Annotated in this window: 24 protein-coding genes; 17 read left to right on the top strand and 7 right to left on the bottom strand. The window is 67.7% G+C overall.

Annotation, left to right across the window (positions count from 1 at the left end; genetic code table 11):
• Positions 1–2 precede the first annotated feature (2 nt).
• From murD to QQW98_RS02120, 17 genes are all read left to right on the top strand, one after another.
• Positions 3–1364 carry a UDP-N-acetylmuramoyl-L-alanine--D-glutamate ligase gene (gene murD, locus QQW98_RS02200; RefSeq protein ID WP_290135926.1) on the top strand — a complete coding sequence of 454 codons (1362 nt, stop codon included), beginning with the start codon at positions 3–5 and terminating at the stop codon, positions 1362–1364.
• On the top strand, positions 1361–2584 hold the full coding sequence (locus tag QQW98_RS02195) for an FtsW/RodA/SpoVE family cell cycle protein (RefSeq protein ID WP_290135925.1): 1224 nt from the start codon (positions 1361–1363) through the stop codon (positions 2582–2584). The genes murD and QQW98_RS02195 overlap by 4 nt, the downstream gene beginning before the upstream one ends.
• Positions 2581–3801 carry an undecaprenyldiphospho-muramoylpentapeptide beta-N-acetylglucosaminyltransferase gene (murG, locus tag QQW98_RS02190; protein ID WP_290135924.1) on the top strand — a complete coding sequence of 407 codons (1221 nt, stop codon included), beginning with the start codon at positions 2581–2583 and terminating at the stop codon, positions 3799–3801. Before QQW98_RS02195 ends, murG begins: the two co-directional genes overlap by 4 nt.
• Positions 3798–5201: a UDP-N-acetylmuramate--L-alanine ligase gene (gene murC, locus QQW98_RS02185; RefSeq protein WP_290135923.1), complete on the top strand. Its 1404-nt coding sequence runs from the start codon at positions 3798–3800 to the stop codon at positions 5199–5201. The genes murG and murC overlap by 4 nt, the downstream gene beginning before the upstream one ends.
• A 38-nt stretch (positions 5202–5239) precedes the next feature.
• Entirely contained in the window at positions 5240–6166 is a 927-nt protein-coding gene (gene murB, locus QQW98_RS02180; protein WP_290136833.1) for a UDP-N-acetylmuramate dehydrogenase, read from the top strand.
• Entirely contained in the window at positions 6163–7116 is a 954-nt protein-coding gene (locus tag QQW98_RS02175) for a D-alanine--D-alanine ligase (protein ID WP_290135922.1), read from the top strand. Before murB ends, QQW98_RS02175 begins: the two co-directional genes overlap by 4 nt.
• Positions 7113–8042, top strand: a complete 930-nt coding sequence (locus QQW98_RS02170) for a cell division protein FtsQ/DivIB (protein ID WP_290135921.1) — start codon at positions 7113–7115, stop codon at positions 8040–8042. Before QQW98_RS02175 ends, QQW98_RS02170 begins: the two co-directional genes overlap by 4 nt.
• The gene (ftsA, locus tag QQW98_RS02165; RefSeq protein WP_290135920.1) at positions 8039–9322 is read left to right on the top strand and encodes a cell division protein FtsA; all 1284 of its coding nucleotides are present in this window, start codon (positions 8039–8041) and stop codon (positions 9320–9322) included. Before QQW98_RS02170 ends, ftsA begins: the two co-directional genes overlap by 4 nt.
• 133 nt (positions 9323–9455) lie before the next feature.
• On the top strand, positions 9456–11243 hold the full coding sequence (gene ftsZ / locus QQW98_RS02160; protein WP_290135919.1) for a cell division protein FtsZ: 1788 nt from the start codon (positions 9456–9458) through the stop codon (positions 11241–11243).
• A 96-nt stretch (positions 11244–11339) separates the two neighbouring features.
• The gene (locus QQW98_RS02155; protein WP_290135918.1) at positions 11340–12995 is read left to right on the top strand and encodes an SPOR domain-containing protein; all 1656 of its coding nucleotides are present in this window, start codon (positions 11340–11342) and stop codon (positions 12993–12995) included.
• A 161-nt stretch (positions 12996–13156) separates the two neighbouring features.
• On the top strand, positions 13157–13666 hold the full coding sequence (locus QQW98_RS02150) for a type III secretion system chaperone family protein (protein ID WP_290135917.1): 510 nt from the start codon (positions 13157–13159) through the stop codon (positions 13664–13666).
• A gap of 5 nt (positions 13667–13671) precedes the next feature.
• Positions 13672–14481 (top strand): pyrroline-5-carboxylate reductase family protein, encoded by an 810-nt coding sequence (locus QQW98_RS02145; RefSeq protein ID WP_290135916.1) that lies wholly within the window; start codon positions 13672–13674, stop codon positions 14479–14481.
• A gap of 111 nt (positions 14482–14592) precedes the next feature.
• Positions 14593–15345, top strand: a complete 753-nt coding sequence (locus tag QQW98_RS02140; RefSeq protein WP_290135915.1) for a Bax inhibitor-1/YccA family protein — start codon at positions 14593–14595, stop codon at positions 15343–15345.
• Positions 15346–15504: 159 nt separating this feature from the next.
• Entirely contained in the window at positions 15505–16269 is a 765-nt protein-coding gene (locus QQW98_RS02135) for a flagellar basal body L-ring protein FlgH (protein ID WP_290135914.1), read from the top strand.
• A 49-nt stretch (positions 16270–16318) separates the two neighbouring features.
• Positions 16319–17377: a GTPase ObgE gene (obgE, locus tag QQW98_RS02130; protein WP_290135913.1), complete on the top strand. Its 1059-nt coding sequence runs from the start codon at positions 16319–16321 to the stop codon at positions 17375–17377.
• A gap of 47 nt (positions 17378–17424) precedes the next feature.
• Positions 17425–18555, top strand: a complete 1131-nt coding sequence (proB, locus tag QQW98_RS02125) for a glutamate 5-kinase (RefSeq protein WP_290136832.1) — start codon at positions 17425–17427, stop codon at positions 18553–18555.
• On the top strand, positions 18552–19460 hold the full coding sequence (locus tag QQW98_RS02120; protein WP_290135912.1) for an NAD-dependent epimerase/dehydratase family protein: 909 nt from the start codon (positions 18552–18554) through the stop codon (positions 19458–19460). The genes proB and QQW98_RS02120 overlap by 4 nt, the downstream gene beginning before the upstream one ends.
• Before the next feature lie 7 nt (positions 19461–19467).
• Here the strand turns inward: QQW98_RS02120 and QQW98_RS02115 are convergent, their stop codons facing one another.
• The 7 genes from QQW98_RS02115 to metC all read right to left on the bottom strand — a co-directional run bounded on the left by QQW98_RS02115 (position 19468) and on the right by metC (position 25736).
• Positions 19468–20217: a phosphoadenylyl-sulfate reductase gene (locus QQW98_RS02115; RefSeq protein WP_290135911.1), complete on the bottom strand. Its 750-nt coding sequence runs from the start codon at positions 20215–20217 to the stop codon at positions 19468–19470.
• The gene (locus QQW98_RS02110) at positions 20210–20632 is read right to left on the bottom strand and encodes a DUF934 domain-containing protein (protein ID WP_290135910.1); all 423 of its coding nucleotides are present in this window, start codon (positions 20630–20632) and stop codon (positions 20210–20212) included. The genes QQW98_RS02115 and QQW98_RS02110 overlap by 8 nt, the downstream gene beginning before the upstream one ends.
• A complete protein-coding gene (locus QQW98_RS02105) occupies positions 20625–22256 on the bottom strand; it encodes a nitrite/sulfite reductase (protein WP_290135909.1) in 1632 nt (543 codons plus the stop codon). Before QQW98_RS02105 ends, QQW98_RS02110 begins: the two co-directional genes overlap by 8 nt.
• Positions 22256–22555, bottom strand: a complete 300-nt coding sequence (locus QQW98_RS02100; RefSeq protein ID WP_290135908.1) for a DUF2849 domain-containing protein — start codon at positions 22553–22555, stop codon at positions 22256–22258. Before QQW98_RS02100 ends, QQW98_RS02105 begins: the two co-directional genes overlap by 1 nt.
• A complete protein-coding gene (cobA, locus tag QQW98_RS02095; RefSeq protein ID WP_290135907.1) occupies positions 22552–23310 on the bottom strand; it encodes a uroporphyrinogen-III C-methyltransferase in 759 nt (252 codons plus the stop codon). The genes QQW98_RS02100 and cobA overlap by 4 nt, the downstream gene beginning before the upstream one ends.
• A 99-nt stretch (positions 23311–23409) precedes the next feature.
• Positions 23410–24519, bottom strand: coding sequence for a mechanosensitive ion channel family protein (locus QQW98_RS02090; RefSeq protein ID WP_404800845.1), 1110 nt, complete (start codon positions 24517–24519; stop codon positions 23410–23412).
• Positions 24516–25736 carry a cystathionine beta-lyase gene (gene metC / locus QQW98_RS02085; protein WP_290135906.1) on the bottom strand — a complete coding sequence of 407 codons (1221 nt, stop codon included), beginning with the start codon at positions 25734–25736 and terminating at the stop codon, positions 24516–24518. The genes QQW98_RS02090 and metC overlap by 4 nt, the downstream gene beginning before the upstream one ends.
• Between the last annotated feature and the right edge of the window lie 19 nt (positions 25737–25755).

Here is a 25755-nt window from a genome sequence, read left to right as displayed (position 1 = left end):
GAGTGATCACGGGAACCGCCTTCAAGGACAAGCGATACGCCGTTCTCGGCCTTGCCCGCTCGGGCCTCGCCACGGTCGAGACGCTGCTGGCGAGCGGGGCGCACGTCACGGCTTGGGACCGGCAGGACGAGGCGCGTAAGGCGGTGGACGGCCGCGCGGTGCTGGCCGATCCGCTCACGATCGACCTTGCCGGGTTCGACGGCATCGTGGTTTCCCCCGGCGTGCCGCTGAACACCCACCCGATTGCGGAGCGTGCCGCGGCTGCGGGCGTGCCGGTGATCGGCGACGTCGAGCTGTTCGCGCTCGCGCGGTCGGATCTGCCGCCGCACCGCGTGGTCGGCATCACCGGTACCAACGGCAAATCGACCACGGTCGCGCTCATCACCCATTTGCTGAAACAGGCCGGCGTGCCCGCGCTGATGGGCGGCAATATCGGCCTGCCGGTCCTGAGCCGCGAGCCCTTGCAGCCGGGTGACAGGGGCGCGGGCGTCTACGTGCTCGAATTGTCGAGTTACCAGATCGACCTCACCCGCTCGCTGGCTTGCGAGGCGGCGGGGCTGACCAACATCACCCCCGACCATCTCGACCGCTATTCAGGGTTCGAGGAATATGCCTTTTCCAAGGGCCGGCTGTTCGCGATGCAGGGCAGCGGGCAATTCGCGGCTTTCGGCTGCGGCGATCCGTCCACCCGCGCCATTCGCGACGGGGCGGCAGCGCGCCGGGCAGACGGGCGGGCGGTGTGCGCCGACCTTGGCGCGTTCGAGGCGGAAGCCGACCGCTGGCCTTCGCTGCAAGGGCCGCACAATCGCGAGAACGCGGCCATCGCCATCACCATCGTCCGCGAGCTCGGCCTGAACGACGCGGAAATCTCCGCCGGTCTCGCCAGCTTCACGGGCTTGCCGCACCGGATGGAGCGGCTGGGCCGCCATGAGGGCGTGGAATTCGTCAACGACAGCAAGGCGACCAACGCCGCATCCGCCGCACCGGCGCTGGCGGCGTTCCCGCCCGAACCGCGCCCCCGCGTCCACTGGATCGTCGGCGGACTGTCCAAGTCCGACAGTCTTGAGGAATGCGCCGACCAGCTCGGCAATGTCGCGGCGGCCTATACCATTGGGGAGGCCGGGCCGATGTTCGCCGAATTGCTGGACGGGCAGGTCCCGGTCGAGAATTGCGAGATGCTGTGCGAGGCTGCGCGGCGCGCATTCGGCGCGGCGGCACCCGGCGATGTCGTGCTGCTGTCCCCCGCCTGCGCCAGCTTCGACCAGTTCCGCGATTACGAGGCGCGCGGCGAGGCCTTCCGCTCCATCGTCAACGCGGTGGCGGAAACCGGCAAGGTGCGCTGCGCACAGGACGAAGAAGAATGACCCCCGGCCAACCCTACCTGCCACGCGGCGCCGAACGGCTGCACAGCGCATTCAGCCCGCCGAAGAACTGGCGCAGCGAGCTGAAGATCTGGTGGCGCGAGGTCGACCGCGTGCTGCTCGGTCTGATTGGCCTCCTGATGGTCTGCGGCCTGTTCGCGGTTGCCGCGGGCTCCCCCGCCAGCGCCGCGCGGCTTTCGACTGCCGAGGTTACGCTTTCGCCGCTGCGCTTTTTCTGGATGCACGCGGCCTTCCTCGCGCTCGGCGTCGGCGTGATGCTGGGCATTTCGATGTTGCCGCAGAAAACCGTGCGGCAGGGCGGCATCTTGCTGGGCGCGGTGATGATCGTCCTGCTGCTGCTGGTCCCGGTCATCGGCAGCGAGGTCAACGGGGCGAAGCGCTGGATCAACCTGGGCATCCGCTTCCAGCCGAGCGAGTTCCTGAAGCCGGCCTTCGCCATCATGCTGGCATGGATCCTGTCGTGGCGGCTGCGCGATCCGACGATGCCGGTCATGGCTCTTGCCGGCATCCTTACCGGGCTGGTCGCGCTGCTTTTGATGCTGCAGCCCAATTTCGGGGATGCGGTGCTGTTCGCGGGCGTCTTCGTTATCGCGGTGTTCCTTTCCGGCCTTCCCTTGCAATTGCTCGCGTGGCTGGGCGGGTTCGGCCTGCTGCTGGTCAGTGCGGCCTATATTTTCTACGACAATGCCCGCCACCGGATCGACAGCTTCCTTGGCGGCGGCACCGCATTCGACCAGGTCGACCTTGCCGAACGCGCACTGCTGGGCGGCGGGTGGACGGGCACCGGCATGCGGCTGGGTACGGAAAAGATGCGCCTGCCCGAAGCGCATACCGACTATGTCTTTTCGGTCATCGGCGAGGAATTCGGCCTTGTCGCTTGCGCGGTGATCGTGGTGCTGTTCCTCGCCATCATCCTGCGCGTCCTGTCGCGCCTGATGGACGAGGAGAATTTGTTCACCATCCTCGCGGCGACCGGGTTGACTGCGCTGTTCGGTGGGCAGGCTTTCATCAACATCCTCGTCAACCTGCAGCTCTTCCCCTCCAAGGGCATGACGCTGCCGCTGGTGTCCTACGGTGGATCGTCGACCGTCGCGATCTGCCTGACCGTTGGCGCCCTGCTGGCGATCACCCGCCGGAACCCGTTCCTCCAGCGCGAAAGATTTGACTGGCGCGCCTTGCTGCCCAAGGGACGGGCGCGATGAACGATATCGTACGCCACTTCGTACTCGCCGCCGGGGGCACCGGCGGCCACTTGATCCCCGCTTTCGCACTGGCGGAGGAGCTGATCGCGCGCGGCCACCACGTCGCGCTGATCACCGACGATCGCGGCGCGAAGATACCCGGCAAGCCCGAGGCGCTGACCGCGCATGTCCTGCCCGCCGGCAAGATCGGCAAGAACCCATTGAAGTGGGTCGGCGGGGTCAAGGCGATCCTGCAGGGCCGCAACATGGCAAAGCGGCTGTACGAAAGCTTTGAGCCGACGGCGGTCGTGGGCTTCGGTGGCTATCCGTCCTTCCCCGCGGTGCTGGCTGCGCGCTCCGCCGGCGTGCCCGCCGTGCTGCACGAACAGAACGCCGTGCTCGGCCGGGTGAACCGCTTCTTCGCGCGGGGCGTGGAAGCGATTGCGACCTCCTATGAAAAGGTCGACCGGCTCGATGCCAAATATGCGGGCAAGGTCCACCTCGTCGGCAATCCGGTACGCGGCGAGGTCCTCTCCCTGCGCGACAAGCCGTTCCCGCATTTCGCGGAGGAAAGCCTGCTGCGGGTGCTGGTGACCGGCGGCAGCCAGGGCGCGCGGGTGCTGAGCGAAGTGGTGCCGGACGGGCTGGCGATGCTGCCCCCCGCGCTGCGCGCAAGGCTGCAAGTGACGCAGCAATGCCGGGCAGAGGATCTGGACGCGGTGCGCCACCGCTATTCCGAACACGGCATCCCGGCAGAGCTCGGCACCTATTTCGAGGACATGCAGGACCGGCTGGCCGACACGCATATCTTCATCGGCCGCGCGGGCGCGAGCACGATTGCGGAACTGACCGCCGTGGGCCGTCCCGCTATTCTCGTGCCGCTGCCGATCGCGACCGACGACCACCAAGCCGCCAATACGCGCGAGCTGACGAACTCGGGCGGCGCGCGGATGATCCGGCAGGAAAAGTTCACGGCCAAGGAACTGGCGAAACAGATCCAGGCGCTGGCCATGAAACCCTCCACCCTTGCCAATGCGGCCCATGCGGCGTGGAATTGCGGGCGGCCCGATGCGGCGATCGCGCTGGCGGACCTCGTCGAAAGCTTCGGCGGGGCGGGCTTGCAGGACGTGATCCGCGTCGGCGGCAACAACGCCCGCGGGGCCACGCAGGGCGCACCCGTGGGCCAGGCCCTTCGACAGGCTCAGAATGAGCGCGCCGCGCGGGAGGCTGCGCGATGAAGGGCGTCCCGACAAACATCGGCGTGGTCCACTTCGTCGGCATCGGCGGCATCGGCATGTCCGGCATCGCCGAGGTCATGCACAACCTCGGTTACACCGTGCAGGGGAGCGACCTTTCCGAAGGGCCGAGCGTGGAGCGGCTGCGCGAACGCGGCATTTCGGTGCATATCGGCCATGCGAAGGAAAACGTGGAAGGCGCATCCGTGGTGGTCACCTCAACCGCCGTAAAGCGCACCAATCCCGAAGTCGCCGCCGCGCTCGAAAATCGCACGCCGGTAGTCCGCAGGGCGGAAATGCTGGCGGAACTGATGCGGCTGAAATCCACCGTCGCGGTAGCCGGCACGCACGGCAAGACGACCACCACCAGCATGATCGCCGCGCTGCTCGATGCGGGCGGGATCGACCCCACCGTCATCAACGGCGGCATCATCGAACAATACGGCTCCAACGCCCGGCTCGGCGACAGCGAGTGGATGGTGGTGGAAGCCGACGAGAGCGACGGCAGTTTCCTGCGCCTCGACGGGACGATCGCGGTCGTCACCAATATCGATCCCGAACACCTTGACCATTACGGCGATTTTGACGGCGTGAAGAAGGCGTTCGTGGAATTCATCCATAACGTGCCGTTCTACGGCGCGGCGATCCTGTGCATCGACCATCCTGAAGTGCAAGCGGTGATCGGCCAGGTGCGCGACCGGCAGGTGATCACTTACGGCCTGTCGCTGCAAGCCGACATCTGCGGCGTGAACCTGCGCACCGAAGGCGGGGCGAGCGTGTTCGACGTCGTCATCCGCCAGCGCGCGGCAGAGGACCGCCGGATTGAATCCGTCCGCCTGCCGATGCCGGGCCGCCACAATGTCCAGAACGCGCTCGCCGCCATCGCGGTCGCGGTGGAGATGGGTTGCAGCGACGACATCATCTGCAACGGTTTCGACAAGTTCGGCGGGGTGCGCCGGCGCTTCACGAAAACAGGGACCGCGCGCGGCGCGACCATCATCGACGATTACGCCCACCACCCGGTCGAAATCCGCGCCGTGCTGCAAGCCGCGCGCGAGGCCGCGCAGGGCCGGGTCATCGCGGTGATGCAGCCGCACCGCTATTCCCGCCTCGGCGACCTGATGGACGATTTCCAGAGCTGCTTCGACAACGCCGACCGCGTCTATGTGACCCCGGTCTATGCCGCGGGCGAGGATCCCATCGAGGGCGTGAACCAGGATGCGCTGGTGGAAGGGATCAAGGCGCGCGGCCACCGCTCCGCAGAGGCGGTTGCGGACCGGGCGGAACTGGTCGCGACGCTGTCCGAAACGCTGGAGGAAGGCGACATGGTCGTGTGCCTCGGCGCGGGCGACATCACGAAGTGGGCCGCCGCCCTGCCGCAGGAACTCGGGGGCGCGGCATGATGCAGCCCGGCGAGGACTGGATGTGGGGCGACAGCGGCATGGCGGCCGAAGCCGATGCGGGCGAGGCCCCCACGGGCGCTGCGCCTGCGGGAGAATGGCGCGGCAAGTTGCGGCAGGACGCGCCGCTCGCCAAGTATACCTGGTTCAAGACCGGCGGCCCGGCGGACTGGCTGTTCGAGCCTGCGGACGTGGACGAATTGCGCGAATTCCTTACCCGGCTGGGCGGTTCGCTGCCGGTCATGCCGCTCGGCCTTGGCTCCAACCTGATCGTGCGCGACGGGGGCATCCCCGGCGTCGTCATCAAGCTCGGCAAGCCTTTCGCACAGGTCCGCCAGCTGGACGAGACGACGCTGGAATGCGGCGGCGGGGCGCACGGCATCCTCGTGGCGTCCGAAGCGCGCGATGCGAGCATCGCGGGGCTGGAATTCCTGCGCGGCATTCCCGGCACGGTCGGCGGCTTCGTGCGGATGAACGGCGGCGCTTACGGGCGCGAGGTGGCCGACATCCTCGTCGATTGCGACGTCGTGATGGCGGACGGGCAATGCCATTGCCTGACGCTTGCCGATCTCGACTATTCCTATCGCCATTCCGCCTTGCCGGACGGCGCCGTAGTGGTCGCCGCGCGCTTTCGCGGCACGCCCGGCGATCCCGAAGCCATCGGAGCGGAGATGGACCGCATCGCCGAAGAGCGCGAGAATTCGCAGCCCCTGCGCACCAAGACGGGCGGCTCCACGTTCAAGAATCCCGAAGGGGGCAAGGCCTGGCAGCTGGTCGATGCCGCCGGCTGTCGCGGCCTGACGCTGGGCGGCGCGCAGGTGAGCGAGAAGCACACCAATTTCCTGATCAACACCGGCGATGCGACCAGCGCCGATATCGAAGGGCTGGGCGAGGAAGTGCGCAACCGCGTCCGCGCCAGCCAGGGCGTCGCCCTGGAATGGGAGATCAAGCGGGTGGGCCGGCCATGAGCACCTTGGGCAAACTCCACGTGGCCGTCCTGATGGGCGGCTGGGCCGCGGAACGCGAGGTTTCGCTGATGAGCGGCAACGGCGTTGCCGATGCGCTGGAATCGCGCGGCCACCGGGTGACCCGGATCGACATGGGCCGCGATGTCGCGGCGCGTATTGCCGAAGCGAAGCCCGATGTCGTGTTCAACGCGCTTCACGGTGTGCCGGGGGAAGACGGCACGGTGCAGGGCATGCTCGATCTTATGGGCGTGCCCTACACGCACTCGGGCCTCGCCACCTCTGTCATCGCGATCGACAAGGAACTGACCAAGCAGGCGCTGGTCCCCCACGGCATCCCCATGCCGGGCGGCCGGATCGTGGACTGCGAAACCCTGTATCAAGGCGACCCGCTGGCCCGGCCCTATGTGCTCAAGCCCGTCAACGAAGGCAGCAGCGTGGGCGTGGCCATCGTCACCGACGAAAGCGACTACGGCAATCCCATCGCGCGCGATGCGAAGGGCCCGTGGCAGGATTTCGAGCGGCTGCTGGCAGAGCCGTTCATCCGCGGGCGCGAACTGACCACCGCGGTGATCGACCGTGCAGGCGGGCCGGAGGCGCTGACCGTGACCGAGCTCGTCGTCGCATCGGGCTTCTACGATTACGAGAACAAGTACACCGACGGGAAGACCGAGCATATCTGCCCGGCGCAAATCCCCGACCGGATCGCCGAACTGTGCCGCGAATACGCGGTGCGCGCGCATACGGTGCTGGGCTGCAAGGGCACCAGCCGCACGGACTTCCGCTGGGACGACGAGCAGGGCGAGGATGGCCTGTTCGTGCTGGAAACCAACACCCAGCCGGGCATGACCCCGCTCAGCCTCGTTCCCGAACAGGCGAAGCATTGCGGCATGGATTACGCAACGCTGGTCGAAGCGATCGTGGCGGCCGCACTGGAAGGGAGGGCGGCGTGAGCCAGAAGATCCGCCGGGGCGGCACGGGGGCGCGCAAGGTTGCGCGGCGGCAGGGCACGCAGGCCCGCGTGCGCCAGACGAAGAAACAGGCGAGCGGCGCGATGGGCGCAGCGATCCGTTTCCTGCCGTTCACCGAAGAACAGCTGCAGCGGGTGTTCCTCGCCATCATCCTGGGCGGCGCGGCGGCGCTTGCATGGTTCGTGGCCAGCCTCGCCGGGGTGCCGGCCATGGCGCAGCAGCAGCTCGCCAGCCTGGCCGGCGATGCCGGTTTCGAGGTGAAGAACGTGGAAGTCCGCGGGACAGAGCGGATGAATGTGCTCACCGTTTACGAACGCGTGCTGGGCGAACAGGACCAGGCGATGCCGTTGGTCGATGTGGAGGCCCTGCGCGCCGAACTGCTCGACCTCGACTGGGTCAGGGATGCCCGCGTTTCGCGCCAGCTTCCCGATACGCTGGTGATCGACATCGTCGAACGCGTGCCCCACGCCGTTCTGCGCAAGCCCGGCCGGCTGGTGCTGATCGACGCGACCGGCCACGCGCTGGAGCCGATTTCCGCCGCCAATGCCAAGCCATACCTGATGATCGAAGGGCCGGGCGCGCAGCGGCAGGTGCCCGCGCTCGCAACGCTGCTGGAAGCCGCGCCCGCGCTGAAACCCCAGGTGGCGGAGGCCGAGTGGGTTGGCAACCGGCGCTGGGACATCACGTTCAAGACCGACCAGGTGCTCGCCCTGCCGGAAGGGGAGGAAGCCTCTGCCAAGGCCCTGATGAGCTTCGCCCGGCTGGACGGGGTAAACCGCCTGCTCGGCGGCAAGGTCGCCAGCTTCGACATGCGCGCGCCGGAACGCATTTACATGCGCTGCCCCGGCTGCGGCGAAGGGGAGGGCGAAGGCCTGGCCTCGGGCGAAGGCGAGGTCCGCAGCGAATGAGCGACACGCCCCGCCTCGACCAGGTTTTCGGCTGCATCAACATCGGCAGTTTCCGCATCGCCGCGATGGTCGCCGCGCTGACGGAGGACGGCAATATCCTCGTACTCGGCTCCCACCACCGGCAGGCCCAGGGGATCAAGCGCGGCTATGTCACCGACATGGCGGCCGCAACCTTTGCCGTGCGCGAGGCGATGGAGCGGGCAGAAAAGATCGCCGGGCAAAGCGTGCGCAAGGTCCATATCGGTGCCTCGGGCGCAGGGCTCACCAGCCGCATCGCGCAGGTGGAAATCGACATCGGCGGGCGGCGGATCGAGGAAGAGGATATCGAGCACCTCCTGCTCGAAGCGCGGGAGGGGCTGGAGCCCGACGGGCGCATGGTCCTGCACGCGCAGCCCGCGCATTACACGCTCGACGGGGCGCACGGCGTCGCCAATCCCACCGGCCTGCATGCCGAACGGCTGGGGGTCGACGTCCACGTCATGCTCGCCGACGGCGCGCCCATCCGCAACATCACCGAATGCGTGCAGAACGCGCATCTGGAGGTGTCCTCCGTGGTCGGCTCGCCCGTCGCTGCCGGGCTTGCCTGCCTGTCGGAAGAAGAGCGCGAGCTCGGCGTGGCGCTGGTCGAATTCGGCGCGCAGGTCACCAATGTCTCGGTCTTCGCGGCGGGGATGCTGCTGGGCCTAAAGTCCATTCCGATCGGCTCTGCCGACATGACCGATGCCATCGCCTCTGTCTTCGGCATCAAGCGTTTCCAGGCGGAGCGGCTGAAGTGCCGCTATGGCAGCGCCGTCGCCAGCCCCAGCGACCACCGCGAGATGATCCCGGTGGACGGCCCCGGCGATCCGCGCGGCGGCGAACCGGCCCGCGGCGCGGACGACCACGGCCGAATCCCGCGCGCGCAGCTGATCTCGGTCATCGCCGACCAGCTCGACCGGGTGCTGAAAGAAGTCGACCGCGCGCTGAAGGACATGGGCTTTTCCGGCGCCGGCGGGCGGCAGGTCGTCATCACCGGCGGCGGGGCGGAACTGGCGGGCATCGCCGACTATGCGCAAGGATCGCTCGGCTCGCCCGTGCGGATCGGCAAGCCGCCGGAACTGGACGGGTTGGCGGAGGCGCACCGCGTGCCCGCTTTCGCCACGCTGGCGGGCCTTGCGCTCTATGCCGCGCGCGATCCGGTCGACATCCGCGTGCTGCGTCCGCGGCACCAGCAGCAGGACGTAATCGGCTTCCCCGCGCTCGCCGGAAAGGTTTGGCGTGCCATGCGCGAGTATTTCTGATGAATTTCGCCGCCGATTTTCGGGCACAAGCCGCTGTGGATAAGGGTTTACCCCCTGTCCCGCGCGGAATCGCTTTGTGTCACAACCGCATCAACCATAATTTCCCCGCGTCCAGCCCTGAAAGGGAACGCATATGAGCATCAATATCGGCCCGCCCTCTGTTGAAGAACTGCGCCCGCGCATCACCGTGATCGGTGTCGGCGGGGCGGGCGGCAACGCCATCGCCAACATGATCGACGCGCAGATCGAAGGCGTCGATTTCGTCGTCGCCAACACCGACGCGCAGGCGCTGAACAACTCGGTTGCGGAACAGCGCATCCAGCTCGGCCCGGAAATTACCCAGGGCCTGGGCGCAGGATCGCGGCCCGAAGTCGGGCGTGCGGCGGCCGAAGAGACGATCGAGGAAGTCGAGCGGCTGCTCGACGGCGTGAACATGGTCTTCATCGCGTCCGGCATGGGCGGCGGCACCGGCACCGGCGCAGCGCCCGTGATCGCGGAGGCCGCGCGCAAGATGGGCGTGCTGACCGTGGGCGTGGTGACCAAGCCCTTCATGTTCGAAGGTGCGCGCCGCATGCGGGCCGCCGAAGCGGGTATCGAGGAACTGCAGAAGCACGTCGATACGCTTATCGTCATCCCCAACCAGAACCTGTTCCTGGTCGCCAAACCCGATACCACGTTCAAGCAGGCGTTCCAGCTGGCCGACGAAGTGCTGCAACAGGGCGTGCGCTCGATCACCGACCTGATGGTGATGCCGGGCCTCATCAACCTCGATTTCGCCGACATCCGCTCGGTGATGCAGGAAATGGGCAAGGCGATGATGGGCACGGGCGAGGGCGAGGGCGACAACCGCGCGCTCGAAGCCGCCGAACGCGCCATCGCCAACCCGCTGCTCGACGGTGTCAGCATGGCCGGCGCGAAGGGCGTCATCATCTCGATCATCGGCGGGGAGGACATGCGCCTGCTCGAAGTGGACGAGGCGGCGAACCACATCCGCGAACTCGTCGACAACGATGCCAACATCATCTGGGGCAGCGCCTTCAACCCCGACCTCGACGGCAAGATCCGCGTGTCGGTGGTCGCCACGGGGATCGAGGACAGCGCGGAAGGCACCGTCGCCCCGGCGCAATATTCGCAGCGGCCCGTCGACCTCGGCGCCTCGCGCGGGCCGAAGACCCCGGTCCTGCCGGTGCCGAGCGCCGAGGAAATGGCCGCGGACGGCGAGGACGAGGACGACCAGTTCGCCATCGGCAGCAGCGATGCCGGCAATAGCGACGACGGGCTGTCCGGCTTCTCCGGCCTTACCGGCGGCTACGACTATGACGATGAAGAAGACGAGGACGATGTCGACGATATCGTCGATCCGCTGGCAGGCCTGCGGCAGGACGACGAGGACGAGGATCTGTCCTCGCCCCGCGTGCCGAGCGGCTACGATGCGGAACCCGCACCCGTCGAGGAACCGGCAGCCGATCAGGCGCACATGAATCCCGGCGATGGCGGCTTTGCCGCCGGCGCGGAAGCGGACGACGACGATGGCCCGCTCGAACTGAGCGGCGGTTCGTCCCCGGGCGACAGCGACGACGAGGCGAGCAGCGACGAACTGCTCCTCGACGCGACCCGCCTTGCCGAGGCGGACGAGGACGTGCGGCCCCCCGCACCGGGCGGGCGCAGGCGCGGCCTTGTTGCCGGGTCCGGCCAAGCGGGCGCGGAATCCGGTGGTGGAGCCGCCGGCGGCGCAGGCTCGGGCGGTTCGGGCGGCGAAAGCGGCGGCGGCAGCACGCTGTTCGAACGCATGGCCAACCTGTCGCGCGGTGGCGGTTCGGGCGCATCGGGATCTTCCGATGACGAGGACGATGACGACGACAAGAAAGACGGCGGCGGCATCAACATCCCGCGTTTTCTTGGTCGCCAGAACAACCAGTGACGCATGACGCGGGCGGCTTGCGGGCCGCCCGCGCACGCGATTTGCCGGCGTTCAGGCCTTCGCAAGCCGCGATTCGTACTGCATAAACGCGGACCTATGGGACATTCCGGCCTGATCTTGTGTTTCGGCGCATTCGCGCTCGCTCTTGGCGTCATGGCGCCGCCTGCCTACGCGCAGGTGCCGGATTATACCGACACGGCCTCCACCGAAGAGGCGCAAGAGAGCCTGCGCGCCGCGACCCGCCGGCTGGCGCAGGACCCGCGCGACCTCAACGCCCTGCGCATGGCCGGCTTCGCCGCGCTCGACCTCAATGACGACGAGGCCGCGCAGGATTATTTCAGCCGCGCCCAGGCGCTCGCTCGCGGCGATGCGCGCATCCTCCTCGGCCTTGCCGTGGTCGCGGTGCGCACCGAGGATCCCTACCAGTCGCTGTCCCTGTTTGAACGCGCCGAGGCATCGGGCGCGCAGCTCGGCAAATACTGGGGCGACCGGGGCCTTGCCTACGATCTGGTCGGCGATACAGCCCGCGCGCAGCAGGCCTACCGGGCTGCCCTGTCGAGCGGCGAGGACGCGGTCGTCAGCCGCCGTATGGCGCTCAGCCAGGCGATCGACGGCAACATCGTCGGGGCGGAATCGACGCTCCTCCCGCTGCTCCAGCGCGGCAATCGCGCCGCCTTCCGCACCCGGGCCTTCGTGCTGGCGATCGCCGGCCGCGCGGACGAGGCCATGGCCATCGTCAAGGCGCTCCAGCCGCCGGCGGCCGCGGCGCGATTCGAGCCTTACCTGCGGCAAATGCCCGCATTGACCGCAGCGCAACAGGCGGCAGCGGCCAATTTCGGCCATTTCCCGCGCAGCGAGGCAGTTGCCTTCGCGCCTGCCGACCCCACCCGCTCGCGCTACGAACGGGCGCTGGCCGCGCAGCGCGGGGAAGAAGCGCCGAGCAGGCTTGAGCCGCAAGGGCCGCAGCTTGGCCCAGCGGTCGCGCAGGTAGAACCTGCACCTGCGCAGCCCGCGCCTGCCGCCACCCCGCCACCAGCCCGGCAGCCGGCGCTCGCGACAGCCGAGCTTCCCCCGATCTCCCGGACGCCGGTTGCGGAAACTCCGATAGCGCAAGCCCCCGCGGCATCGCCGGTGACGCAGCCTGTCCAGCAACCGGTCGAGACCGCCGCGCAGCCAGCTGCCGAAACGGTTGTCGCGGCGATCGAGGAAGAGGCTGACGAGGTGATCGGGCCGACCGAAGCCGAGACACCGCGTCCCACCATCGAGATCGTGCGCGCGGACATGCCGCCTGCTACCGACGATGTGCCGCCGCGGGACCCGGATCCGGCCGCGACTGTCGCGGTAGCAGAGGAGCCCGCGTCGCTGGACGAGGCGTTCAGCAGCTTCCGCCTGGCAGCTGCCGCGCCGGCCGCGCCCACCGGCGGCGTCGACATCACCGCTATCCAGCCCCCGCGCGAGCGCGCCGCACCGCCTCCGCCTGCCGCGCCTTCGCGCCAGTGGGTGCAGGTGGCCACGGGCCGCGACCGCGACGCGCTGCGCTTCGACTGGCGGCGCATCCGCCGTGCGGGCGGCGATTTGCTCAAGGGCCGCGAGGCCTATGTCGCCACCTGGGGCGAGACCAACCGCCTCGTCTTCGGTCCCTTCGACAGCGTCGCCGCAGCTAACAAAATGGTCAGCGATTTGAAGGCGTTGGAGATCGACAGCTTCCGCTTCACCAGCGCCGAGGGCGAGGCGGTCGACAAGCTTCCCTGAGGCCGCTCACACCGTCCGCGCGATACTGGCGGGTCCGGCTTTTGCACAAGGTTTGAACAAGCGAAAACGGTTGTGCACCGCTGCGCGATGCCGCGCGATTGCGCGGCGGGGCGGGCCTGCGCCATGTCACCCTGCATGAGGTTCGCAGGACTATCCGCCCGATGATCGACCGCCAGCAAAGGCAGGCCACCACCGTCGACCAGTCGCCCCCGGTCGACATGCTCGCGCAGCTGTTCGAAGCGCGCGGCTGGCCGTGCGAATTCGTCGAGGAGAACGAAATCACCGGCGAGGTGCAGGGCAGCTGGGCGACTTACCAGCTGCGCGCGATCTGGCGGCAGGAAGACCACGTGCTGCAGCTGCTCTGCCTGCCCGATATCAGGGCCACGGAGGGCCGCCGCGCAAACTTGCACGAGCTCATTTCGCTCATCAACGAGCAGGTCTGGCTCGGCCATTTCGAAACGTGGTCGAAAGGCGGGATGATCCTCTACCGCAACGCGATGATGCTGGGCGACGACGGGATGCTGGACCTGAGCCAGGCACAGGCGCTGGTGGAGAACGCCGTCGCGGAATGCGACCGCTTCTATCCCGCGTTCCAGTTTTCCCTGTGGGGCGAGAAATCCCCGCGCGAGGCGCTCGATTCCGCATTGATCGACCCCGCCGGCGAGGCTTAGTCCGGGTGGACGGCTTCGCGCGCATCCTGGTCGCGGGATACGGCGCGATGACCGGCGCGATGGTGGAAGGCTGGCTGCACGCCGGCCTGCCCGCGGACCGCTTTACGATCTACAACCCTCGCCCGAAGCCGGCGCCGGAAGGCGCGCGGTTCACGACCGAATGGCCAGCCGGACCGTTCGATGCCGTGGTGATCGGGATGAAGCCGCAGCAGCTCGCCGACGCCGCCCCGGCCATCGATGCGGTGTGCGATCCGCACACGGTGCTGCTGTCGGTGCTGGGCGGGGTGGATCTAGGGACGCTGGCCGACGCCGCTCCCTCGGCCGGCGCGTGGGTGCGCTTCATGCCGAACCTCGCCTGCGCGATTGGCAAGTCGCCCAACGTGCTGGTCGCCCGCGATCTGGATGCCGCCGGGCGCGACAAGGTAACGGCGCTCGCGGTAGCGCTGGGCAGCGCCGAATGGCTGGCGGACGAGGCGCAGTTCGACCTCGGCACCGCGCTTGCCGGATCGGGTCCGGGCTTCGTCTATCGCATCATCGATGGCATCGCGGCGGCGGCGCAGCACTTGGGGCTCGAGGCTGAACAGGCGGAGAGACTGGCGGTGCAAATGATGGAAGGGGCCAGCGCACTCGCCGCCCGGTCCGACCTGTCCCCGCGGGATCTTGCCGCCCGCGTCGCCAGTCCCGGCGGCATGACGCAGGCGGGTCTCGACGTGCTCGACGAAGGCGGCGCGCTGGAGGCATTACTTGCTGAAACCTTGCGAAAGACGCGCGACAGGGGCGCCTATCTGGCTGGAAAGGCGCGCAAACAGGGTTAATAGCGGCGCGTACCGATTTCCTCCGGTTTTCCTTGAAATCGGCGGCGAAAATGCCGATATTTCCCTTGAACCGGCCCCCTTCTGGCGACCGGAACCGTAAAGGGATCAAACATGGCAAACTGGAACGACCCCCGTCAGGCCCAGCAGGGCTACGGCGTGTCGCCGGGCCTCGATCGCACCGAAGGGCGCGTGACCTTCGACGAAGGCCTGCGCAAGCACATGCTGTCAATCTACAACTACATGGCCAGCGGCGTGCTGCTGACCGGTATCGTCGCGATGCTGGCTTCCACGTCGGAAGCTTTAATGCAGGCCATTTTCGGCGGCGGGATCCTTCGTTGGGTTGTGCTGCTGGCACCGCTCGGCTTCGTCCTGGCTATGAGCTTCGGCGCGAACAAGTTCTCCAGGCCGGCGCTGCAGGCGATGTTCTGGGGCTTCGCGGTCGCGATGGGCCTGTCGCTCTCGTCGATCTTCCTCATCTACACGGGCGCGTCGATCGCGCAGACCTTCTTCGCCACGGCGGCAGCCTTCGCCGGTCTCAGCCTGTTCGGGTACACCACGAAGAAGGACATCTCCGGTTGGGGCAGCTTCCTCATCATGGGCGTCGTCGGCCTCATCGTCGCATCGCTGCTCAACGCTTTCCTGATCGGTTCGCCCGGTCTGGAACTGGCGATCTCGGCCCTCGGCGTGCTGATTTTTGCGGGCCTGACCGCCTATGATACGCAGCGTCTGAAGACCGAATACCAGTACCTGCGCGGTACCGAATTCGCCGGCAAGGCGGTGATCCTCGGGGCGCTGACGCTGTACCTCGACTTCATCAACATGTTCCTGTTCCTGCTGCGTTTCATGGGCACCGCCCGCGAATAATCCGCAACGCAGAGCAGACGAAAAACACCCCGGGTCGCATGCTTGCGGCCCGGGGTTTTCTTTTGCCCTTGCCCGGCGCATCATGCGGCTTCATGACGAGGTCAGGTCGCGCCGCTATACCATGCGGGTGAACCGACCGCCGAGAGAGAGGTTGCCCCGATGTCTTCCCGTTTCGCCGCCCGCCTTCGCCTTGCTTCCCTGGGGGGCATCGCGCTCGCCATGGCCGGCTGCACCGTCGCCCCGCCGCCCGTGCTGCAAACGACGCAGCTGGCCGCGCCGCCGCTCGTCTCCGTGCCGCCGCTGCGACCGACCCCGCCGTTCAGCGCCTCGCCCTACACCGAAATCCCGCAGCGTGACGCGCTCGGCAACCGGCAGACGATCAACACCGGCATCACTTCGACCGAGACGCTGTGGAACCTGCGCTCCGCTTGGAACGTGGCGGCACTCAACTGCCTGTCCGGCCGGTACCAGCCGATCGGTGAGGGCTACCGCCTGCTGCTGGAGAACAACGAAAGCGCGCTGTCGGCAGCCAATACGGAGCTCGACGCGCAGTTCCGCCGCGACTTCGGCGGCAATTTCAAGCGCACGCGCGACACCCATTCGACCCGCGTCTACAACTATTTCGCCCTGCCGCCGGCGCGCACCTATTTCTGCGAGGCGCTGCTGGATACGGCCAATCGCTACCAGGCGGCCCCGCCCGAAGACATCTCCAGCTTCGCGGCCGCCGAGCTTGCACAGATCGAGCGGGCGTTCGACCGCTTCTACGGCGAGTTCGAACAGTACCAGAGCGACGTGGTGACGTGGGACAATGTCTATGGCCCGCAATACGGCGCGGTCTACGCCACCATCGTCCCCACCGTCATCCCGAACGCCGGCGGCGAGGTGGTCCAGCCGGTTCCGGACGAGAGCGGCACGGCGCAATAGGGCGACGCCGCTTGTCCTTGCCGGTCCCCGCGCCTAGGGGCGGGACACCATGCATTTCCTCGACCAGGCCAAGATCTATCTGAAATCCGGCGCCGGCGGCCCCGGCGCCGTCAGCTTCCGGCGCGAGAAATATGTCGAGTTCGGCGGGCCGGACGGCGGCAACGGCGGCAAAGGCGGCGACATCGTGTTCCGCGCGGTCGGCGGTCTCAACACGCTGATCGACTTCCGCTACACCCAGCATTTCAAGGCCAAGCGCGGCATGCACGGCCAGGGCCGCGACCGCACCGGGGCGGGCGCGCCCGATCTCGTCATCGACGTTCCGGTCGGCACGCAGATACTCGACGATGACAGGGAAACCGTCCTCGCCGACCTGACCGAGGAAGGCCAGGAAATCACCCTGCTCGAAGGCGGCATGGGCGGGCGCGGCAATGCCAGCTACAAGACCAGCACCAACCGCGCCCCGCGCCAGCACCAGCCTGGCGAACCGGCGCAGGAAATGTGGGTCTGGCTGCGACTGAAGCTGCTCGCCGACGTCGGCCTCGTCGGCCTGCCCAATGCGGGCAAGTCCACCTTCATCAACCAGGTCACCAATGCGCGGGCCAAGGTCGGCGAATACGCCTTTACCACGCTGGTGCCCAAGCTCGGCGTGGTCCGCCACAAGGGCCGCGATTTCGTGCTGGCGGACATTCCCGGCCTGATCGAGGGCGCGGCGGACGGCGCGGGCATCGGCGACCGCTTCCTCGGCCATATCGAACGCTGCCGGGTGCTGATCCACCTGATCGACATGAGCCACGAAGACCCGGTGGAAGCGATGCAGATCGTCGACGAGGAACTGGCCGCATACGGCGCCGGGCTGGAGGACAAGCCCCGCCTCGTCGCGCTCAACAAGCTCGACCTGGGGGATGCGGAACTGGCTGAAGACTTCGGCAAGCTGCTGGTCGAAGCCGGGGCCGAGCGGGTCTTTCCCATCTCCGGCGCGACGGGTGCCGGGATAGAGGCGCTGCTGGACCAGGTCATCGGTTACCTCCCGGCCAAAACCTCCACCGAAACGAAGCGCGCAGGCGTGGAGAACGAGGACGACGAGCCGGAGGAATGGTCGCCGATCTGACGCGCGGCTTTGCAGCCACTGCGCGCGCCGCTAGGGGCGGGGGCACGATGGCGATCACCGGACATTCCCAGCTTGAGGATGCGCAGGTTTGCGCGCGGGTGGTCGTCAAGATCGGCTCGGCGCTGCTGATCGGTGCGAACGGCGCGCCGGATGCCAGCTTCATGGCGGCGATTGCCGGCGACATCGCGGGCCTTCGCGCACGCGGGCAGGCGGTGGTGGTCGTGACTTCCGGCGCGATCGCGCTGGGTGCGGCGCGGCTCGGCCTCGCGCAGGCGAAGCGCAATCTTGCCGATGCACAGGCGGCGGCCGCCGTCGGCCAGATCCGCTTGGCCTCGGCATGGGCGGACGCGCTGGAGCGGAAGGGGCTGGTGGCGGCACAAATGCTGCTGTCGCTGGACGATTTCGAGGATCGCGCGCGCTATCTCAACGCCTCCGCCACGCTCCAGAGACTGATCGAAGGCGGGGCGGTGCCGGTGGTGAACGAGAACGACAGCGTCGCGACGGAGGAAATCCGTTTCGGCGACAACGACCGGCTCGCCGCGCGCGTCGGGCAGGCGGCTCGGGCGCAGGCCGTGGTGCTGCTGAGCGACGTGGACGGGCTCTACACCGCCGCTCCGGGCACGGCTGGTGCGGAGAAGATCGAGCGGGTCGAGGGCGTGACGCCCGATATCCTTGCCATGGCGGATGCGAGCAGCGGTTCCGGCCTCGGCACGGGCGGAATGCTGTCCAAGCTGCGCGCCGCGGAGATCGCCGAGCGGGCCGGGATCGCGCTGGTCATCGCGAAAGGCGCGGGCGACCATCCGCTGGCCGATGCGCTGGTGCCGGGCGGGGGCACGCTGTTCGTGCCGCAAGGCGATGCCGATGCACGGCGCAGCTGGCTCGGCGGCAGGCAGCGCGCGGCCGGGCGGCTAAACGTCGATGCCGGATGCGTCGAGGCGCTGCGCAGCGGGAAAAGCCTGCTGGCGGCAGGCATAACCGGCGTGGAGGGTGAATTCGCCCGCGGCGACCTGCTCGAAGTCAGCGGGCCCGATGGCGTGGCAGTGGCGAAGGGCCTGTCGGAATATGCTGCCAACGCCTGCCGTGCGATCATGGGCCGCCGCAGCGATGCGCTGGAGGCTGTACTGGGCCACGCGCCGCGCTCCGCTGTCATCCACCGCGACCACATGGTGCTGCTATGACGGTGGCGATTACCGGTGCGACCGGCTTCGTGGGCCAGTCGCTGCTCGACGAGGCGGCGCGGCGCGGCATCGAGGTACAAGCCCTCACGCGCAGCAAGCAGAAACCGCGCGACGGGGTGCGGTGGATATCAGGCCACCTTGCCGACGAGGCCGCGCTGTTCGACCTCGTGGACGGATGCGAGGCGGTGATTCACGTCGCAGGCGTCGTCAACGCGCCCGATGCCGCCGGTTTCGAAGAAGGGAACGTGCGCGGTACCGTCCGCCTGATCGACGCGGCGCGCAAGGCGGGCGTGCAGCGCTTTGTCTTCGTCTCCTCCCTGTCGGCCCGCGCGCCGGAGCTGTCGAACTACGGCGCATCGAAAGCGCGTGCGGAACGGCAGGTGCGGGCGAGCGGGCTGGACTGGACGATCGTCCGCCCGCCGGGAATTTTCGGGCCGCGCGACCGCGAGGTGCTGGAGATGTTCAAGGCGGCGAAATGGGGCGTGGTCCCGATGCCGCCGCCGGGCCGCGCGTCGTGGATCCACGTAGATGACCTCGCGCGGCTGCTGCTGGCGCTGGTCCCCGGCGGGGAGGATGTCAGCCACCGCATCTTCGAACCCGACGACGGGCGGCGCAACGGCTGGAGCCACCGCGAATGGGGCCGCGCGATCGGCTGGGCGGTGGGGCGGCGGCCGTGGGTCCCGCATCTTACGCAAGGCCTGCTGGAAAAGGCGGCAAAGGCCGACCGGATGCTGCGCGGCGGCAAGGCGAAGCTGACGCCAGACCGCGTCGGCTACATGGTCCATCCCGACTGGACGGTCGATCCGGGTAAGGCGGTGCCGCAGGCGCGCTGGATGCCTCAGGTCGATCCGCGAAAGGGGCTGAAGGACACCGCCCGCTGGTATCGCGAGCACAAGTGGCTCTGACCCAAGTCTAGAGGAAGGGTTCGATCCCCGGCTGGTGGATGCCGCATTCGGTCTTGTCCCAGCCGCGCCAGCGCCCGGCGCGCGGGTCTTCACCGGGCTTGACGGGTGAGGTGCACGGTGCGCAGCCGACCGAGAGGAAGCCGTCGGCTTCCAGCGGATGGCGCGGCAGGTCGTGTTCCTCGAAATAGGCATCGAGTTCCGCTTTCACCCAGTCGCCAAGCGGATTGAGCTTCAGGCGGCCCTGTTCGACCTCGAAACGCGGAATGTCCTGCCGCGTCACGCTCTGGAAAGCCTTGCGTCCCGAAATCCAGCTGTCGAGCCCCTCCTTGGCGCGGGCCAGCGGCTCCACCTTGCGGATCGCGCAGCACCCGTCCGGATCGAACGACCAGCGCAGGCCATTCGCATCGCTATCCGCCAGCACCTGTGGGTCGGGCTGGACGACGCGCGGGTTCAATATGCCGAAGCGCTCGACTAGCGTGTCGCGATAGGCGAGCGTTTCGGGAAACATCTTCAGCGTGTCGACGAAGACGACGGGGATTGCCGGGTCGGCCTGCGCGACCAGGTGCAGCAGCACGGCGCTTTCCGTGCCGAAACTGGAAACCACGGCCGTGCGGCCGAGGATGTCTTCCGCAAACAGCGCCTGCAACATCGCAGAGGTGTCGGTGCCGGCGAAGCGGGCGTTGAGCGCGTCGGCGTCTTCCTGCAGGAACCCAGGCGCGGTGTCGATCCGGTCGACGTTGCGGGCAGGCTCACCCATGGCGCAGTGTCCAGATGGGCACGGCGGAAGCGGCGGCCGGTTGGTAGACATGCGGGAAGCGCGACAGGGCTGCCTCGACCTCTGCCGGATCGAGCGGCGCGTCGGGCTGGAACGCGTCGAAGCCGCAGCGCCGCATGTATGCGATCTGGTCCACCAGCACGTCGCCCACGGCGCGCAGTTCGCCCCGGTAGCCGGCTTCGCGCAAGATGCGGGCGGCGGAGTAGCCGCGCCCATCGCCGAAGACCGGGAAATTGATCTCGACGAGTGCAAGGCGGCTTAGGTGTGGCAGCAGGTCGCGCGCATCCTCGCCTGGTTCGATCCGCACGGCCGTCGCCGCCGACTGCGACAGAAACGCCTCGACCGTCACGGCGGGCTCGCCGGGCAGGGCGTCGTTGCGGAAACGCAGGTCAGCCATACAGCGCCTCCTTGAAGGGAGCCATGCCGACACGGCGGTAGGTATCGATGAAGCGTTCGTCCCCGCTGCGTTCGCGCAAATATACGTCGGCTGCCGTCTCGACCGCGTCGACGATGCCGTCGGCGTCGAAGCCGGGGCCGGTGATCCGAGCGAGGCTGACGTCCTCCGCCTCGCTGCCACCGAGAAGAAGCTGATAGTTTTCGACCCCCTTCTTGTCGACGCCGAGGATGCCGATGTGGCCCGCATGGTGGTGGCCGCAGGCGTTGATGCAGCCCGATATCTTCAGCTTTAGTTCGCCCAGCGTATCCTCCTTGCCGGACGCGGCGAAGCGCCGGGAAATGGCCTGCGCGATGGGAATGGAGCGGGCGTTGGCGAGGCTGCAGTAATCGAGACCGGGGCAGGCGATGATGTCGCCGATCCGGTCGAGGTTCGACGTGCCGAGACCGGCCGCCTCCAGCTTCTGCCACAAGGCCGGCAGGTCGGCCTTGTGGACATGCGGCAGGACGATGTTCTGCGTGTGCATGACCCGCAGTTCGTCATGGCTGTATTCCCTGGCGAGGTCCGCCATCAGCCGCATCTGGCCTGCCGTCGCATCGCCCGGAATTCCGCCGACAGGCTTCAGGCTGATGACGGCTGAGACATGGCCGGGTTGCTTGTGGGGCACCGTATTGCGATCTATCCAGACCGCGAAATCGGGATCCGACCGGTCGGGATCGGCGGGCGCGGCGTCCGCATAGTCAGGTGCCGCGAAATACTGCGCGATGCGCTCCAGTTCCGCGCGGGGCGGCACCACGCCTACTTCCAGCAAATGCGCGAATTCCTCCTCGACCTGGCGCGTGTATTCCTCCGCGCCGAGTTCGTGGACAAGGATCTTGATGCGCGCCTTGTACTTGTTGTCGCGCCGGCCGTGGCGGTTGTAGACGCGCAGACAGGCCTCCGCGTAAGTCACCAGCTGGTCGATCGGGACGAAGTCGCGGATCAAGGGGGCGATCATCGGAGTGCGGCCCATGCCCCCGCCGACGTAGAATTGCGCGCCTGTCTCGCCACCGCGCTCCACGATGCGGATGCCGATGTCGTGCAGCCGCATCGCCGCGCGGTCCTGTTCGCTGGCGATCACCGCGATCTTGAACTTGCGGGGCAAGTAGCTGAATTCGGGATGGAAGCTGGACCACTGGCGCAGCAGTTCCGCATAGGGACGCGGGTCGGTGACCTCGTCCGCCGCAGCGCCGGCGAAGTGGTCCGAACTGATATTGCGGATGCAGTTGCCGCTGGTCTGGATGGCGTGCATCTCCACCTTGGCAAGGTCGGCAAGTATGTCGGCCGCATCCTCCAGCTTGATCCAGTTGTACTGGATGTTCTGCCGCGTGGTGAAGTGGCCGTAACCACGGTCGTACTTGTCCGCGATGTCGGCCAGCGCGTCCATCTGCCGGCTGTCCAGCGTGCCATAGGGGATGGCCACGCGCAGCATGTAGGCATGCAGTTGCAGGTACAGGCCGTTCATCAGGCGCAGCGGCTTGAACTGGTCCTCGGTCAGCTTGCCTTCGATGCGGCGCTGCGCCTGGTCGCGGAATTCCGCAACGCGCGCGTCGACTATCGCCTGGTCGTATCGATCGTATTGGTACATCAGATCACCTCCCGGATCGCAGCCGGGTTTTCGGGTTGCAGGGTCAGGTCGGGGCGCACCGTTGGGCCGAGGCCGCGGATGCGGTCCTTCACGTGCAGCGGGCGGGGGATACCTTCGGCTGTTTTCTCGGCAGGCACTACGTAGGGCGCGTTGACGCGGCGCGCGGCTTCCTCGCGCGCCATGATGGCCTCGCCTTCTTCGCCCGCGTCCGCCGCTTTCGCGATGTCGGTCGTCCAGCTCTCGCCGTCCCACCACACGACGGCGCCGCTCAACAGGTCGTTTCCGGTGAGGAGGTTCATGCCGCCAGGTCGCTTGCTAGCGCGGACACCGCGGCATTCTCGCGCGCAGTCACATCGCCGATCACGATGAGGGCGGGGCTGACGACGGCCTCGCGCTCAACGAGGTCGCGCAGGCCTGCAAGCATACCGCGCAGCACGCGCATTTCGGGTCGCGCCGCGTTCTCGATCACCGCGACCGGCGTTTGCGGGGCTAGCCCGTCCGCCATGAGTTTCTCGGCAATCTGCGGTGCGGTTTTCACGCCCATGTAGATCACCAGCGTGCGGCCCTTGCCGGCGAGACCGGCCCAGTCCTGATCGGAAAGCCCCTTGCACTGGCCGGCGACGAAGCTGACGATGCTGGCCGCGTCGCGGTGGGTGAGGGCGATCTGCGCGGCCGCGGCAGCGCCGTTGGCAGCGCTGATGCCGGGCACGATTTCCACGGGCACGCCTGCGGCATGGCAGGCCTCCGCTTCCTCGCCGCCGCGACCGAAGACCAGCGGATCGCCGCCTTTCAGCCGCACGACATCGTGGCCGCGCAGCGCCTCGCGCACCAGAAGCGCACAGATGTCTTCCTGCGGCAGGGTGTGATGCGCGCGCCGCTTTGCGACGGATATTAGCCGCGCATCGGGCCGCGCAAGGGCGAGTATCGCGGGATCGACGAGGCCGTCGTGCACGATGATCCGCGCCTCTGCGATCAGCCGCGCCGCGCGCAGGGTCAGCAGGTCGGGATCACCGGGCCCCGCGCCGACGAGATGGACTTTTCCTGTTTCGCTCATGCAGCATAGCTGCGCGCGCACGCGCCGTCGCAACAGGCAAAACGCGTTTGGCCGGGGGAAGCAGAAGTTTAAGCGGGCGCGGAAAGCCGCAGCAAACCGCTATTCCTTGGACGTATCGATCCGCTGGCTGATGGCGGCCACAAGTTGGTCGAACTGGTCGTTGCCGCGCAGGTTGAGGTCGCGCTGGGGGAAGGGAACCTCGATTCCGTTCGCCTGGAATTTCTCCCACAGCACTTTCAGAACTTCGCTTTTCACGTTGCCGACGCCCTGTTCCGGATCGCGGATCCAGCAATGGATGATGAAGTTGACCGAGCTGTCGCCATAGGCGTCGAGCCAGCAGGTCGGCTTGGGCGATTTTAGCACTCGCCCGCACTCGGTCGCCGCTTCCAGCATGAGCTTTTCGGCCAGTTTGATGTCGCAATTGTAACTGACGCCGACCGGCACCTGGATCCGCACGTTGCGGCTGGAATAGCTCCAGTTTTCGACTTGGTTGACCATCAGGTTCTCGTTCGGGATCAAATATTCGCGCTCGTCCCGGGTGGTAACGGAGACGGCGCGGATGCCGATCTTGCGAATCTGGCCGAAGGTCACGGCGCCCGCCTGGTCGGCCACCGCGATGACATCGCCCGGCTTGATCGACCGGTCCATCAGCAGGATGATCCCCGCGATCAGGTTGCCGAAGGTCTTCTGCAGGCCGAAACCGATGGCGAGGCCGAAAGCGCCGGAGAACACCGCCAGCGCGGTGAGGTCGATGCCCAGCATGTCGATCCCGATCAGGATCGCGCCGGCCCAGACCACAATGGTAACCAGCTTTTCGACCAGCAGGCGCCGTGCCGCACCCAGTTTGGTGATCCGCCCGATCACCCGGTGGGCGAGTTTGCTGAACAGCCACGCGAACAGGAAGACGCCGAAAATGACGAGCAGCACTACGATCCCGTCCCACACGGAAACGCGCGTATCGGCAAAGCTGATCGCCAGCCCGTCCAGCGTGTCGATCACGTCGGATACGGTGCCGGGCTTGGATGCCACCGCATCGCGCACGGCATCCGCGCCGGACACGGCGGTTTCCTCCGGGGCCTCGAACGCGTTGACGCCCGCCGGTGCCGCGTCGCCGCCCACAGGCGCCGAGTGGCCGGCATCGCCGCCGCCCTCCGGCGCCGCGGTTTCCGCGGGGGCTGGCGCTTCCTGTTGGGACAGGGCGGTGTTCAAGCGTCGTTCTCCATCGCGGCAAAACCGCGCTCAAGGTCTGCGATCAGGTCTTCGGGGTCTTCCAGCCCGATTGCAAGGCGCACGAGCGGGCCCTGCACGGGCGATCCCTCGCGCGGCCACGCGGTGGCGCTGCGGCAAGTGGCGGGATCGACCGGCAGGACGAGGCTTTCGAACCCGCCCCAGCTGTAACCGATGCCGAACAGGTCGAGCGCGTCGATGAAGCGGGCCCGCGCATCTTCGTCGCCGCCCTGCAGCGCGAAGGAAAATAGGCCGCAGCCGCCGGAGAAGTCGCGCTGCCACAGCTCGTGACCGGGCGATCCCGGCAGCATGGGGCACAGCACCGCCGACACCGAAGGATGCGCCGCGAGCCACTTCGCCACCGCAAGCGCGCTCTGCGTGGCACGCTCCAGCCGCAGGGGCATGGTCCTGAGGCCGCGGGAGGCGAGCGCCGCATCGTCGGGCGAAACCACGATGCCGAGCGACTGGGCCGTGCGGCGCAGCCGGCGATAGAGACGCTGCCCGGCAGCTGCGGACCCCATCATCACGTCCGAATGGCCGCCGACATGCTTCGTCAGCGACTGGATCGCGATATCGCAGCCATGCTCCAGAGCCGCAAAGCCGAGCGATCCCGCCCAGGTGTTGTCGATCAGGCTGGTCGCGCCATGCTCTCGCGCGATTGCTGCCAGCGCGGGAATGTCGCACACTTCCATCGTCAGGCTGCCGGGGCTTTCCAGCATCACCGCTTTCGTCCGGTCGCAGAAAGCCGCGCGGTAGCCATCGATGTCGAGCGGGTCGAAATAGCGCGCTTCCACGCCGAACTGCTTCAATATGCCGTTCGCGATGCCGCGCGTGGGTTCATAGGCGTTGTCGGTCACCAGCAGCACATCACCGGGCTTTACCATTGTCAGCAGGGCGGAGGAGATCGCACTGGTGCCGCTGGGGAACAGCATCGTGCCGAAGGCGCCGGGTTCCAATTCGGTCAGCGCGTCGGCCAGCGCCCACTGGGTCGGGCTGCCGCGGCGGCCGTAGTAGAAATGCCCGTCCTCGTTGTGCTTCAGGCCCGCCTTGCGCGATGCGCTGTCGGGATAGAGATGCGTGCTGGCGCGCCAGACGGGCGGATTGACCACCCGCCCCGTCCATTCCTCGCGCCGTCCCGCCCTGACCGCGCGAGTGCCCCTGCCATATTTGCCGTGATTTCCGTCCGATGCCTTGCTCATGGCTCGCGCTGTAGCCGCA

This window comes from Alteriqipengyuania flavescens (assembly GCF_030406725.1).
GTDB lineage: Bacteria > Pseudomonadota > Alphaproteobacteria > Sphingomonadales > Sphingomonadaceae > Alteriqipengyuania_B > Alteriqipengyuania_B flavescens.
The sequence above is the reverse complement of the archived record's forward strand: the minus strand, read 5'-3'. Positions and strand labels throughout refer to the sequence as shown.